At 35.3% G+C, this 13,162-nt stretch carries 14 protein-coding genes; 7 read left to right on the top strand and 7 right to left on the bottom strand.

The genetic code is table 11. The annotated features are described in order from the left end of the window. Window positions 1–91: 91 nt before the first annotated feature. The 3 genes from B2W36_RS22280 to B2W36_RS22270 are packed head-to-tail and all read left to right on the top strand — an operon-like array spanning window position 92 to window position 2,833. A complete protein-coding gene (locus B2W36_RS22280) occupies window positions 92–697 on the top strand; it encodes a DUF4254 domain-containing protein (protein WP_293889603.1) in 606 nt (201 codons plus the stop codon). Window positions 698–701: 4 nt separating this feature from the next. Beyond that, a complete protein-coding gene (locus tag B2W36_RS22275) occupies window positions 702–1,727 on the top strand; it encodes a glycosyltransferase family 9 protein (protein WP_293889602.1) in 1,026 nt (341 codons plus the stop codon). Beyond that, window positions 1,724–2,833 (top strand): glycosyltransferase family 4 protein, encoded by a 1,110-nt coding sequence (locus tag B2W36_RS22270; protein WP_293883775.1) that lies wholly within the window; start codon window positions 1,724–1,726, stop codon window positions 2,831–2,833. The genes B2W36_RS22275 and B2W36_RS22270 overlap by 4 nt, the downstream gene beginning before the upstream one ends. Here B2W36_RS22270 and B2W36_RS22265 read toward each other — a convergent pair. The 4 genes from B2W36_RS22265 to B2W36_RS22250 form a co-directional block, all read right to left on the bottom strand. Further along, entirely contained in the window at window positions 2,830–3,495 is a 666-nt protein-coding gene (locus B2W36_RS22265) for a glycosyltransferase family 32 protein (protein WP_293883773.1), read from the bottom strand. The genes B2W36_RS22270 and B2W36_RS22265 overlap by 4 nt on opposite strands. A gap of 4 nt (window positions 3,496–3,499) precedes the next feature. Next, window positions 3,500–4,570: a glycosyltransferase family 4 protein gene (locus B2W36_RS22260; protein WP_293883771.1), complete on the bottom strand. Its 1,071-nt coding sequence runs from the start codon at window positions 4,568–4,570 to the stop codon at window positions 3,500–3,502. Window positions 4,571–4,614: 44 nt separating this feature from the next. After that, window positions 4,615–5,622 carry a hypothetical protein gene (locus B2W36_RS22255; RefSeq protein WP_293889601.1) on the bottom strand — a complete coding sequence of 336 codons (1,008 nt, stop codon included), beginning with the start codon at window positions 5,620–5,622 and terminating at the stop codon, window positions 4,615–4,617. A 64-nt stretch (window positions 5,623–5,686) separates the two neighbouring features. Then, a complete protein-coding gene (locus B2W36_RS22250) occupies window positions 5,687–6,508 on the bottom strand; it encodes a glycosyltransferase family 2 protein (protein WP_293883767.1) in 822 nt (273 codons plus the stop codon). A 267-nt stretch (window positions 6,509–6,775) separates the two neighbouring features. Here B2W36_RS22250 and B2W36_RS22245 point away from each other — a divergent pair, with 267 nt between their 5' ends. The 4 genes from B2W36_RS22245 to B2W36_RS22705 all read left to right on the top strand — a co-directional run bounded on the left by B2W36_RS22245 (window position 6,776) and on the right by B2W36_RS22705 (window position 10,140). Then, a complete protein-coding gene (locus tag B2W36_RS22245) occupies window positions 6,776–7,891 on the top strand; it encodes a glycosyltransferase family 4 protein (RefSeq protein ID WP_293889600.1) in 1,116 nt (371 codons plus the stop codon). Then, a complete protein-coding gene (locus B2W36_RS22240) occupies window positions 7,884–8,888 on the top strand; it encodes a glycosyltransferase family 2 protein (RefSeq protein WP_293883763.1) in 1,005 nt (334 codons plus the stop codon). Before B2W36_RS22245 ends, B2W36_RS22240 begins: the two co-directional genes overlap by 8 nt. Beyond that, window positions 8,875–9,732, top strand: coding sequence for an alpha-1,2-fucosyltransferase (locus B2W36_RS22235; protein WP_293883761.1), 858 nt, complete (start codon window positions 8,875–8,877; stop codon window positions 9,730–9,732). Before B2W36_RS22240 ends, B2W36_RS22235 begins: the two co-directional genes overlap by 14 nt. 105 nt (window positions 9,733–9,837) lie before the next feature. Continuing rightward, window positions 9,838–10,140: a DUF6492 family protein gene (locus B2W36_RS22705; RefSeq protein WP_414711830.1), complete on the top strand. Its 303-nt coding sequence runs from the start codon at window positions 9,838–9,840 to the stop codon at window positions 10,138–10,140. 544 nt (window positions 10,141–10,684) lie between these two features. Here B2W36_RS22705 and B2W36_RS22230 read toward each other — a convergent pair. The 3 genes from B2W36_RS22230 to B2W36_RS22220 are packed head-to-tail and all read right to left on the bottom strand — an operon-like array spanning window position 10,685 to window position 13,129. After that, on the bottom strand, window positions 10,685–11,773 hold the full coding sequence (locus tag B2W36_RS22230; protein WP_293883759.1) for a DegT/DnrJ/EryC1/StrS family aminotransferase: 1,089 nt from the start codon (window positions 11,771–11,773) through the stop codon (window positions 10,685–10,687). Continuing rightward, entirely contained in the window at window positions 11,739–12,140 is a 402-nt protein-coding gene (locus B2W36_RS22225; RefSeq protein WP_293883757.1) for a sugar 3,4-ketoisomerase, read from the bottom strand. Before B2W36_RS22225 ends, B2W36_RS22230 begins: the two co-directional genes overlap by 35 nt. Beyond that, a complete protein-coding gene (locus tag B2W36_RS22220; RefSeq protein WP_293883755.1) occupies window positions 12,140–13,129 on the bottom strand; it encodes a glycosyl transferase in 990 nt (329 codons plus the stop codon). Before B2W36_RS22220 ends, B2W36_RS22225 begins: the two co-directional genes overlap by 1 nt. Between the last annotated feature and the right edge of the window lie 33 nt (window positions 13,130–13,162).

The following is a 13,162-nucleotide window of genomic DNA, read 5'->3' as shown; positions in this document are numbered from 1 at the left end:
TTATCTATGGTTTAGGAGAGACCGATAAATTGTTTTTTATGCAAAGCGCAATTAAATTGCATATAAAAAGCAATTTATCTAAGTTTGTACCATGATTAGTGCAATAGCAAATCCAATTTTTCAACGTGCTATCCAGGATTACCACGTATACGACCAGATTGAGCATCCAATCCAAAATCCGTATGACAAACAATCCCTGGAACATCTCCTCTATTTAAAATGCTGGATTGACACCGTACAATGGCATATGGAAGATGTCGTGCGTAATCCCGCTATTGACCCTAAAGAAGGCTTACATTGGAAAAGACGAATTGATGAGTCCAATCAATATCGCACGGATACCGTAGAGTATATTGACAGCTATTTTCTACAAAAGTTTCAAGATATACAGGTTAGGCCTACAGCAACGATCAATACGGAGAGTCCGGCGTGGGCTATTGATAGGCTTTCCATTCTGGCTTTAAAAATCTACCATATGGAACAGGAAACGTTACGCACAGATGCTTCCGAGGCGCACATTAATACCTGCCAAGAAAAGCTTAACGTTTTATTAGAACAAAGAAAAGATTTATCTCAAAGTATTGATGAATTGATGGATGCCATAGCATCGGGCGATAAATACATGAAAGTCTATAAACAGATGAAAATGTATAACGATCCTTCATTGAACCCTGTCTTATATTCATCAGGAAAGTAAAAACATGTCCTTACCGCAACGGATCATAGTCACGCGATTTTCAGCTATGGGCGATGTTGCCATGGTTGCCTCAGTATTGAAAGAGTTTTGTATACGCTATCCTGATGTAGAAATCATTATGGTCAGCAGACCATTCTTTTCGCCATTCTTTGATGGAATAAAAAACCTCAGGTTCCATGTGATTGAACCCAAAACCATTCATAAAGGTTTTTGGGGCTTGTTCAGGCTAAATAAAGAGCTGGCCCAGTATTGCCCAGATGCCGTAGCTGACTTACATTTCAATTTGCGTTCGCGTGTGCTTGATCTTTTTTTTTCCTTATCGGGCGTAAAAGTGAAGCAGCTTGACAAGGGGCGGGAAGAAAAAAAAGCGCTTACCAGGGAAAAAAACAAAATCAAAGTTCCACTGAGGCTAACGGTAGAACGCTATGCAGATGTATTTCGCGCATTAGGTTTTAAATTTGAGCTCAGCCATAAATTGGTTCCTAATTTGCAGGATGTACCCAAAGCTGCTTTTAGTATGTTCGCGAATTTCGATCGAAAAAAAATTGGCATTGCCCCATTTGCACAACATCGTTATAAAATTCTTTCCTTGGTAAAAATGGGGCAGATCATTGATCATTTGACACACCATGGATATGACGTATTGCTTTTTGGAGGTGGTCAAGAAGAGTTTCAAGTCGCCCAAAACTGGACCGAAAGTTTTCCGAATACTTACAATACCATTGGAAAATTTACGTTGAGAGAAGAACTGGATTTAATTTCGAATCTGGATCTGATGGTTAGCATGGACTCTTCAGGACTTCATATGGCCTCGTTAATGGGAGTAAGATGCCTTTCGTTATGGGGAGCAACACACCCTTACGCTGGATTTACGGGCTACGGTCAAGAGTTAGCAGATTGTATCCAAGTCGAACATCCCCATAGACCAAGTTCAGTGTATGGCAACAAGTCCTGCATCTGTGACGGAGTAGAAGCAATTGATTTAATTACACCAGAAATGGTGATTGAACGAATAAACGGAATAAGATGAGGATAGGATTTGATGCAAAACGTTATTTCTTAAACAATACCGGTTTGGGGAATTACAGCCGCGACTTAATTCGTATACTCGAAAAGTATGCTCCGGAAAATGAGTATCTAAAATACACGCCGAAAACTGGCCATCAATATATCCATCAACAGACAGCTCAAAATAATATTCGTTTACCACAAGGGCTGATCAACACCACATGGCCCAACCTCTGGCGCAACCAACGTATTGTGGATGATTTAAAGAAAGATAAAGTTGACATTTTCCATGGACTATCGGGTGAAATCCCATTAGGTTTAGCAAAGGCTCATATTAAATCTATCGTTACCATTCACGATTTAATTTTTCTGAGACACCCTGAACTTTATCATCCAATTGACCGTTGGATTTATAAAAAGAAATTCAAACATGCATGCGAGACTTCCGATCGTATCGTTGCCATAAGTCAATGTACTAAAAACGACATTGTCGACCTCTTTCATATACCGGAAGAAAAAATTGATGTCGTTTACCAGGGCTGTCACGAAGCATTCAAGAGCACTAAAACATCAGAACAGAAGGCTGATCTAAGAAATAAATTAAAATTACCACAGGAGTTCTTACTAAATGTTGGAACCATTGAGGCGCGTAAAAATATATTATCGGTGGTGAAGGCCATAAAAGACCTTGATATTCCTCTTGTTATTGTGGGTAAACCAACACGTTACCATCAAGAGATCCTCGCCTATATTCAGCAAAACAATATGGAGCACAGGATACACTTTTTGCAAGGCTTAGCGATGGAAGAATTGGCTATTCTCTATGCATCGGCAACGGTCTTCATTTATCCGTCAATTTATGAAGGCTTTGGCATTCCTATTATAGAGGCGCTTTACTCAGGTACTCCGGTTATCACCAGTAATATGGGCGTCTTCCCAGAAGCGGGGGGACCGGCATCTTGCTATATTGACCCTACCAATATTTCACAGATACAGCATGCCATAAAATCATTACTTAGTGATTCTTCCAAGCGAGATGAAATGATCAAAAAAGGACTAGAATTTGTTAAAAAGTTTAATGATGACAACCTCGCTGCACAATGGAAGAAGCAATATTTAACACTTTAGTCCTCCGATTTCACAACAGTTATTACTTTCTGTAGTTTTTTCCAGTGTTGTGACCTATCTCCATAGATCAATAATTTACCGAGCTTGTATTTAAATTTCATTATCCCCTGGTAGTCATCAGGCACTATGCGATAAGGGACTGTTGGGTCTTCATGGATAACATCGTTGACGGCCCTCGTATAAACTGTTGGTCCGGTCATGCCGTGCACGTCATGTGGAAATTTATTTTGCTGAATGTTTTCAACAATATACTTTATCGTTCGTTCCAGAAAAGGATGCCCCTTTTCAAATATCAGCGCCCATTGCGCAAAAAGATTTTGGTGGTTCTTTTCACGCGTGATAACGGCATGGTCATCGTCTTGCAGGTATTTATCCAGATTAACCAGAATATCGCTATCGAGATCTAGGTATACTCCTCCATGTATGTATAAAACAGCATAACGAAAAAAATCAGCTTTTGCTGCTCCAATCTGAAGTCTGGAGTATGCTTTATAGATCTCTTCATTAAATGATTCCTTTATAAATGCATCTACGCGTTGATCGTCGTAAAACTCATACTTGTAACCTTTATTTTTTCGTCTAAAGCTCTTAATGTATAACTTTGTTAACCAAGGTATTTGGTTAGTTTTAAACGTCTGATAGATTACTTTCGGTATAGCCATTCTCTTATTTCAAAAGTTTCTTATAAAGTTCCCAATATTCACTAGCTGCTTTATCCCATGAAAACTGAGCCGCCCAAGTTTTAATTTCTGCGGTACGATCTTCGCTATAGATAATATCCATCAGATTGGATTTCCCAAATTCGATCAAATAATCTGGATCTGTGGATTCCAAAAAGAAAGCTTCAGGTCCTCCGATTTCTGGGAGACAGGTGTATGTAGATAACAGCACCTTTTTGCCGAATGACATCGCCTCAATAACAGGTAATCCAAAACCCTCTGCTATCGAAGGGAAAGCAAATAAAGCACAATTTTGTAAATAGTTATATTTCTCAGATTCTGTTATCGGCCCAGTGAGCTGTATTCGTCCGGCAACCCCAAGTTCAGTAGCTAAATCAAGTATATATTGATTATAATCAGGTTCTGCAATAATACCGCTGATTTTCAATTCCAAATCATTCCCTACCAATAAATAAAGCAACGTATGAAAATTTTTTTTACGATTTATGGTACCAATAGAATAAATGAAAGGCTTATGCTTATCACACTTGAGCGATGGATCTAACTGATCCAAATATTTCTGTTCAATATTATTTCCATTATAAATCACATGAAGTGGCTTTCCCTGTAAATTACAATAATCTTCGAGGTCATTTTTTACATAATGGGAAATTGCTACAATAACATCTGCTTTATCCAAATTATTCTGCAAGCTTTTCAGGTACTTTTTTTCCTTCTCGACCGACTTATTTTCTTTTAGGAAGTTTAGATCATGGATCGTAGAAAGAACTTTAATTTTATTGTTCCGCGGGAAATATGAACTAAGTTGAAACGTAGAATGCCAAAGATCACTATTGGAAAATCGCGGCATCCAAAATTTCTGCAGCGATTTTTGCTGGTAATAGCTAGCCCTGGAGCCAAAATCTTCGTTCGCAGGATTATTTGTATAAAATACCATTGCATAAGGATCAGCTATCTTGTGTAATAAAGCATTTCCTAATTGTTTACAAAAGTGATATAAACCTGTATGCGGATATTTCATCCGTTCGGCATCAAATATGATATTAAATTTTCTCATATCGCAAATTGAAAACGAAAATACTATTTTGGATTTCAATTATTCTAGTCTAAGACTTTTTTTACCCAATTTCTAAAGGAATATTTCTCTATAATCGAGTTATCAATCTCAACAAATGGTTTATTCAAAAAATCCCTCAATTTTAAAAGGTTGCTACCATCCCATACGAACACGTTATTGGGGTGATAGAAATCATAATTTTTAATCAATAAATTATTTGTAATGATCTTCTTTCTATAAAACAAAGCTTCAAAAATACGGAATGAAAGGCCATAATGAATAGCTGCATTATCAAAATCTAATAAAGCTTCATAATGTTGAACATGACGCAACATCTCTGTGTAAGTTAACGGGTCAGAAATAAATTCGATTCCGGAGTCTTTGTATTTGTCAATAGTTTTATCTTTGGTACAAAGCAGTTTTACATTTACATCAAAATTTTCCTGTATTAAGAATTCAATTAATTCTGTAATGAAAGGCATTCTATTCTCAAGATAACTACCAACAAAACATAAACTCTGAGGTTTCACAACCACGTCCTTATCGGGAGGTATTTCTAAATAAAAATTAGTAGCAAAACAAATATTAGTATAACTATCTTTATATTTTAAATAGTCATTATCATCAAAAACGAAAAACTTATCAAACAAATCAATACGGTCAAATACAGACGGGAAACGATTAAGTCCATCCCATTGATATGCGACCATTTTGTTCACCTTACTTTTAATAGTTCGTAAAGTTGCTATCCCTAATAAATCTGATCGAATGATTAAGGCGTAATCGATCTTCCTTTCAATTTTCTCTAATTGTGTTAGTAGATTCTTGTTCTCTCGTCCAAAAATCAATTGTTTTTTGAAATTATGTTGCAATAGTAGGTTTTTATGAATAAAACTGCGCGCCCTTTCAACAAAATTTGTATACTTAAAAGGTTTATCTGTAATAAATAGAAAAATCACCTCAAAGCCAACATTTTGCAATGAAGATATTAATTCACGGTAGAATTGAAAATGTAACGGAATAATTAATATTATACTTTTTTTATTTACCATGCCTTAATCAATATTTCAAAAAATATGCCATTTACTCTGTATAACGTTTCATCTTCTACATACGCTACTTCACAGCCCTTTTTAGATAATAAAATAGTTTTTTATACCAAATATTATAATACTTCTTCTTATATCTCTCTTCGGAAGAGACTCGACCTATTAATTTTTCTATCCCATAACCAAACTTTTTGAATAAGGGATAGTGTTTATTATAAATGTAAAGCAGTGCTTCATCAGAAATATTCGCTTTCCAATTTTGATCCGTCATCGAATCATTGGAATAACGTTTCCGATAATAAAATAATGGTTTATTAATTTTATATACATTATCAAAATGCTGTGTCATTCTAATCCACATCTCCCAATCTTCAGCGAATTTTAAATTTGTGTCATATAAACCGATCAATTTAAAATTATGGCTTTTCATCATAGCTGTTGCCGTGAAACAATTTGTTCTAAGTATTGTTTGTTTAGAGTATGCTGCTAAATCAAAGATACCTGTTTCCCGTTCAAAAAATTGAGTTTGCGTATACACAATATCCAATTTATTATTTTTGCGGAATTGTTCTATACATGAGCTAACATAGGTTATATCTAATTTATCATCGGCATCCAAAAAAAGAAGATATTCGCCTGAAACAAATTGAAATCCATAATTTCTGGTCGCAGGCAGTCCTTCATTATTCTTTGAAAACACTTTCATATTTGAATATTCTCTAGCAAATTCGCTAATAATGTCAAATGTAGCATCTGTTGATCCGTCATCCACGACAATGACTTCTAGGCTTTTATAGATTTGGTTGACGACGGATTCTAAGGTCTCTTTCACTGTTTTCTCTACATTATATGCAGGGATGATTATACTAACTAAATCTTTTTGAAACATTAATCTTATATTCTATTTTAAACTGCAATATCTTTAACATGTTGCATGAACAAAGCTAAGATTTTTTTGTGCTAATTATTCTATAATTAACTGCATTTCTTATACTAGACAGACTAAATCATGTGGCTTCAATATATGTTATCCTCCTTTTTACGAAATTCTTTTGTAATTTGCGAATTGATAAGTTATCTTCAATCACTTGCTATGCAAAAGGTCAAAAACTGGCTCCAGACAGTTAAATCAATAGTGAAATATCCATCTATCCTAATGAACTTAAATAGATCAGATAGTTCGATTTACTTCTTTTTTCCGTTTTATCATACGGGGGGAGCAGAACGAGTACATTTGGATATTTTGAATTCTGTAAAAGATCTAAAACCAACCTGTTTCATTACAGACAGATCGGTAAACAATGATTTTAAGGAGGATTACATAAAAAATTCCAAATTGATTGAATTGTTTCGTTGGGGTAAGAAAAAAAGCTTTAGAAAACACATCGCAAAAAAAATTGCGTTGAAGATAAACCAAACCCCCAACGCAGTGATATTCGGCTGCAATAGTAGTCTATTTTATGATGTACTCCCCTTATTGAACAAAAACACAAAAAAAATTGATATGATCCACGCATTTATCGGGGATAATTCATTTGAGCAGTTGTCATTACCTTTGATTCCCTTAATAGATTACAGAATCATCTTGGGACCTAGACATCTCTCAAAATTAAAATCATATTATCTTAAAAACAATATCGATTTAGAATATTTAAAGAAGATAAATATTATCCCTAATCAAGTTGAAGTTCCGCTAAATGTATTAGAAAAAAACTTCAGTCAAAACTTGCGGATACTGTTTATTGCGAGAGATTCACCTGAAAAACGCATCCATCTTTTTTTAAAAATAGCACAGAAAAGCGAGGAATTAAATCTTCCTTTTGAATTTACAATGATTGGTGATTTAGAAAACTATCAACCTCATTTGAGCAAAAATATCAAATTCGTCTCTAGAATAAGATCCAAATCATTATTGAACTTCCAATATGCCCAGGCTCATTTCATCATGCTAACCTCTAGCTATGAAGGTTTTCCTATGGTTTTATTAGAAGGAATGGCTTTAGGCACTATTCCAATAATAACCGATGTAGGAGAAGTCTCCACCTTGATAAATGAAAATAGAAACACAGGATTTATTATAGAAAATAGTACAGATCAAGAGATCATTTCGGCCTTTGTAGAAAAATTAATGTTTATTACAAATCATAGGGAACTTTTACCAACGATTTCACAAAATGTAATAGAAACAATCAAGAAATTCTTTAATAAAGAATTATTCAAAAAGAACTATAGAGACTTGCTGATGCCTAAAAATAACTTTAATAATGATTGAAGTAACTGTATTAATGACAACCTATAATGGTTCCCTTTATATTAAACCAGCAATTGACAGTATTTTAAATCAAACTTTTAAAAATTTTGAACTACTCATCGTAAATGATGGTTCGACCGATAATACTATTGAGATCATTCAATCTTATGACGACTCTAGGATTAGATTGATCAACAATGAGTCGAATAAGGGCTTATTATTCAGTCGAAATATTGCTTTAACAGAAGCGAGAGGCAAATATCTAGCTATACTTGATAGTGACGATATAGCGATCTCTAACAGACTACAAATCCAGTGGACAACATTTGAAAATCGACCTTCATTAGCTCTACTGGGAGGACAAGGTTTAGTAATAAACAAAAAAGGAGAGAAAACTGGAGAAGTTTTAACACAATTAACAGGTGCAGACGCCGTAAAAGTAAAATTATTTTTCAGTAATAGTTATATACATTCCACAGTGATGATTAGAATGGAGGTATTTTGTAAACTAGGAGGCTATCAAAATTTCCCCCTAGCGGAAGACTATGCGCTATTCTCAAGACTATCACATGATTATGAAGTTGACAACTTATCGGACATATTGGTCGAATATAGAATTCATGGGGAAAATATTAGTATTAAACGAGCGAATGAATTATTTAGCTTACATCTTCCAATTTTACAGAATAGGATTCTACAATTTGGGATATCTGCCAGCCAAGATCAAATTAGATGGTTATTACACCCGAATCTTGTACAAGCCAAAGATATCAAAGCATTTAAGTTATTTCTAATACTCTTAATCCGAACTAATAGAAAAAACAATTTTCTAAAAAAGAAAATATTCGAAAAAAAAATTTTAGATATCTGGTATCAAACTATAATGAATAAAGTTAGATGGGCCTCTTTTTACCATATATTAACTTTCCCCGCCTTCACATTATTAGAAAGCAAGCAAATTAGAAGAAGTTTTAAAAATTCCATAAAAGGTATATTTATTAAAAATGAAAATCGTTAAATTTTTGGGAGGGCTTGGTAATCAGTTATTCCAATATGCATTTCTTTTAGGATTACAACAAAAATTCAAAATAGTAAAAGTAGATTTAAGTGACTTTAAAGACTATAAGCTACATAATGGTTTCGAATTAGAAGCAGTATTCAACATCACGCTTACACAACTCAGTGCTTTTGAAAAGAATATTTATACTAGAAACAATAATAAATGGCTATGGCGAAAATTAAGACGATTATACAACACAAAACACGTCTTTCTTGAAGAACCTTCGCCTTTTTCCTTTTCGAAAAAAATTTTTGAAGATAAAAAAAGTCGATATTATTGGGGGTACTGGCAACATATTGATTACATTAACCAAGTCGCTCCAATTCTTCGCAAACGCCTTCAATTTCCCCCTTTCGAAGACGTTAAAAACATACATATACAACATTTAATCCAACATCAAAACGCAGTTTCTTTACACGTCCGGCGGGGAGATTATTTACAAGAACCCTTATTTACAGATATCTGTACTGAGGAATATTATGAAAAGAGCATACAGTACATGCTTAAAACATTAAAATCCCCACTATTTATAGTATTTTCCAATGATATTAGCTGGTGTAAAACGCAGTTTAAGGATCTAAATGCGATTTTTGTAGAGCACAATTTAGGTTCCAATAGCTTTAGAGATCTACAATTAATGTCGTTGTGTAAGCACCATATTATTGCAAATAGCAGCTTTAGCTGGTGGGGTGCTTGGTTAAACGATGATCCAGAAAAAGTTGTGGTATCGCCAAAAAAATGGATTAATGATGCCACTATAGATACCACGGGATTGATTTTACCTACTTTTGTTACATTTTAACTCCTTTAGATTCCCCAGTGATGCGATCATGTGCAAATAAATCAAACTACGATATTGTCATCTGCGTTGGCCCCCAGCACGTCGAAATTGCAAAGATCGTGATCAATCAGGTCAGGCATTTTTTTTAAGGCGCAACAAATCTATGTCGTAACAAACCCTTCTCATTTCGAAAAGTTTCAGGTGCTCAGTCCAACCAACTTGGTTCTTGTTAATGAAAATGAATTGTTCGATCGGTTCAATTTTCAATCTATAATCACCTTTCTAAAACAAAAAATAGATAATGCTGATCGTGCAGGTTGGTATTTTCAACAGTTTTTAAAAATGGAAATTTCCAAAATTATTCAAAGTGACCATTATCTGATATGGGACGCAGATACAATACCATTAAAAACCGATCCATTTCTTTGACCAAGATAACCGGGTTTTAATTCACAAGAGTGAAGAAAATCACCAGCCATATTTTGAAACATTAGAACATATACTCGGTCTGAAAAAAACGGTCAACTACTCGTTTATATCTGAACATTTTATGGTCCAAACAAGGCTGATGCAAAACATGTTACTTGAGATCTGCAAAAAAGCAGGAGATCAGGCTTGGCCATATTATATCCTTGAAAATATAGCCACAAAAGACATGGCACTTTAGGGTTTCTCGGAATATGAAACCTACGGTAATTTTCTCGAATCAACCCACCCCGAGCATTTTCGTTTACGTACCTCGCCCTCGGAATTATTAATTACAACCAGAAATGGCAGTATGATTTTGGGCACTCTACCAAATACAAAAGACCTCAAGTTTTTGGATCTCTTAGGTTTACATTATGCGACATTCGAAATCTGGCAAGGCATTAATCCTAAAAAGATTAAAGCCAACAAAAGACGTATTGCCTTATTTTTTCTCTTGGAAAAATTCCACTGATAAGATCTCTGAATAAATTAATCGAAAAAAACTTTAAGAGAACTTATTCATTACCTCAACCACCTTACTAATATCCTCTTCCGTGTGTCCATAGGAAATCGGAAGACTAAGTATTGTTCGGTGAATTTCTTCTGAGATTGGATAGCTTTTGCCAAATAAAATCCCATTCATCGCTTTTTGTTGGTGTGGCGCAATAGGATAATGAATTTCTGTTCCAATACCATTATCCAATAAATACCGTTTTAACCGATCCCGTTCAGGATGACGTATCGCAAAAATATGAAAAACATCATCAAAACCAACCTGTAAAGTTGGAAGTGTAAAATCAGTTTTTAATTCATTTCGGTAAATTGCAGCTAGCTTTTGCTTATGAGTAGTAATGTCGTCTAAATATTTCAACTTTACAGATAGGAAAGACGCCTGTAACTCATCAAGCCGGGAGTTGTAACCCACTTCATCAAAGACATATTTAGCTGAAGAGCCGTAATTCCGTAATGTACGAATCGAGCTATTGATTTTTTCATCTTTACATGTTATTGCCCCTGCATCGCCCAATGCTCCTAGATTCTTTGTTGGATAAAAGCTGAATGCTCCAAAATCGCCAAATGAACCTGCCTTTTGGCCGTTATAAATAGCCCCATGCGCTTGTGCACAATCCTCGACAACTTTTAAACCATACTTTTCCGCTAGCAGTAAAATGGGATCCATGTCACACATCTTTCCATAAAGATGCACAACAAGAATAGCCTTCGTCCGTGCTGTAATAGCAGATTCAATGCTTTCGGGATCAATGTTGTAAGTATTTATATCGGGTTCTACCAAAACTGGCTTTAGGCCAACCTGCATAATAGCGAGTATCGATGCAATATAGGTATTTGCCGGAACAATGACTTCGTCGCCCGGATTAAAACCAAAATAACGTAGCGACAAAACCAGCGCGTCCAACCCAGATGCTACTCCGATACAGTGTTCAACACCACAATAGTTCGCAAATGATTGCTCAAATTGTGTAACCTGTTTTCCCAAGATATACCAGCCACCATGCAATACGTTCTGGAAAGCATTGGTATATTCCTCCATAAATCCCCTATTGACTTGCTGCAAGCTCTCGTAAGCGATCATATATAAAATAAGGTTCGTAAATATAGTCTGTTGAATCAAAATATTCGGAAGCAAGTACCATAAGAATCGCATCTTCTGAAAAGTCAAACATCTGATGCCAATCTTTGGGTTCCAAAATCAGGCATTGATCTGGTGAATTCAATTCAAAAACGCGCTCATGAATTCCATCCTGGTTATAAATAGCACAACTTCCTTTTAGACAAATCGCTGCCTGTATCGTTTGATGATGACGATGTCCACCGCGGATGGAACTATCTACGCCATAGATATAAAATATACGTTTCACATCGAAAGGAATTACTTTTTCGATCACCGTTAGATGCCCACGGTCATCGGTGAATGTTTTTAGATCAATCTGATAAGCCATTATCTTAAAAAGTAAGATTGGTGATAGTACTCTCTAAATTTGCCGAGAACATATAAATTGAACATGCGACGCAGGGAAGTTCTGATACGTGGAATTTCATTGATTTCATGCGGAACAACAACACGTGACAACGATTTTATTTCCCTTCCAGCACTGATTAATGTTCTTATGTAAGGTTTGTAAAGTAATTCTATGTCATTATCGGTCATTACATAAGTCCCTGCGGGTACAAAGGAATTTTTTTCAGCATATTTTAAGGCATGAAAGTGATAGAATATAACTGGGAATAAATGTTGACCAGCAAGTTCTTTACCCCAGACCTGACCTATTTTATGTTCAAAATCATATTGTTGGACATTCCAAGGGGCTATACCTCCACCTAGATGCTCCAAAACATGCACACCTGTGAACATTGTCGTCCATATATCCAGATATTTTTGATCACCAAATCTTCCCGGCTCTCTACGATCGTAGCACCAATCGATACAAGCTGCACGCCACCACTCCAGTACGGCAATACCCTCAGGTGAGTTTTTAAAGTAAACAAACTGTACACAATAAGTTCCGCCCGATTCACTATCTTCATACATGGGACTATACCGATGTGGTGTAATAATTACTGATGCCCCTTTAGCCTCCTCTATTAAAACGGTAGGATCAGCATAGAAAAATAAATCGGCATCCAGATAGGTACAATTGGATAAACCAAACTTTCGAATGCTATATAAAATAATTGAAGGCGTACAGGTCCAGCAATATTCGCCTGCTGTACGGGTCGGTTTTATGGCCAATAATTGCTCATCTTCAAAATCCGACAGTGGAATAATAGTTGCTTTGGCGAGTTGTAATCTTGTCAATATACTGTAGCACTCATCATCAAATGCAAAAATATAAAGATGAAAGTTCCTCGCACATTTTTCAAGCGAACGGTACATGGCCAATCCCCTTGAAAGATACAGTGAGTTAAATAGGGTGCAAAAATTATTCATATATTATGTACTTTTTCAAAACTTCGTTTATTA

Origin of the sequence: Sphingobacterium sp. UBA3549 (assembly GCF_002376635.1) — a bacterium.
GTDB lineage: Bacteria > Bacteroidota > Bacteroidia > Sphingobacteriales > Sphingobacteriaceae > Sphingobacterium.
This window is presented reverse-complemented; position numbering and strand designations above follow the sequence as displayed.

What these genes read in the sequence shown, in the direction of transcription:
- B2W36_RS22280 (WP_293889603.1), top strand. Translation starts at nt 92, where the DNA reads ATGATTAGTGCAATAGCAAATCCAATTTTTCAACGTGCTATCCAGGAT.
- B2W36_RS22275 (WP_293889602.1), top strand. Translation starts at nt 702, where the DNA reads ATGTCCTTACCGCAACGGATCATAGTCACGCGATTTTCAGCTATGGGC.
- B2W36_RS22270 (WP_293883775.1), top strand. Translation starts at nt 1,724, where the DNA reads ATGAGGATAGGATTTGATGCAAAACGTTATTTCTTAAACAATACCGGT.
- B2W36_RS22265 (WP_293883773.1), bottom strand. Translation starts at nt 3,495, where the DNA reads ATGGCTATACCGAAAGTAATCTATCAGACGTTTAAAACTAACCAAATA.
- B2W36_RS22260 (WP_293883771.1), bottom strand. Translation starts at nt 4,570, where the DNA reads ATGAGAAAATTTAATATCATATTTGATGCCGAACGGATGAAATATCCG.
- B2W36_RS22255 (WP_293889601.1), bottom strand. Translation starts at nt 5,622, where the DNA reads ATGGTAAATAAAAAAAGTATAATATTAATTATTCCGTTACATTTTCAA.
- B2W36_RS22250 (WP_293883767.1), bottom strand. Translation starts at nt 6,508, where the DNA reads ATGTTTCAAAAAGATTTAGTTAGTATAATCATCCCTGCATATAATGTA.
- B2W36_RS22245 (WP_293889600.1), top strand. Translation starts at nt 6,776, where the DNA reads ATGAACTTAAATAGATCAGATAGTTCGATTTACTTCTTTTTTCCGTTT.
- B2W36_RS22240 (WP_293883763.1), top strand. Translation starts at nt 7,884, where the DNA reads ATGATTGAAGTAACTGTATTAATGACAACCTATAATGGTTCCCTTTAT.
- B2W36_RS22235 (WP_293883761.1), top strand. Translation starts at nt 8,875, where the DNA reads ATGAAAATCGTTAAATTTTTGGGAGGGCTTGGTAATCAGTTATTCCAA.
- B2W36_RS22230 (WP_293883759.1), bottom strand. Translation starts at nt 11,773, where the DNA reads ATGATCGCTTACGAGAGCTTGCAGCAAGTCAATAGGGGATTTATGGAG.
- B2W36_RS22225 (WP_293883757.1), bottom strand. Translation starts at nt 12,140, where the DNA reads ATGGCTTATCAGATTGATCTAAAAACATTCACCGATGACCGTGGGCAT.
- B2W36_RS22220 (WP_293883755.1), bottom strand. Translation starts at nt 13,129, where the DNA reads ATGAATAATTTTTGCACCCTATTTAACTCACTGTATCTTTCAAGGGGA.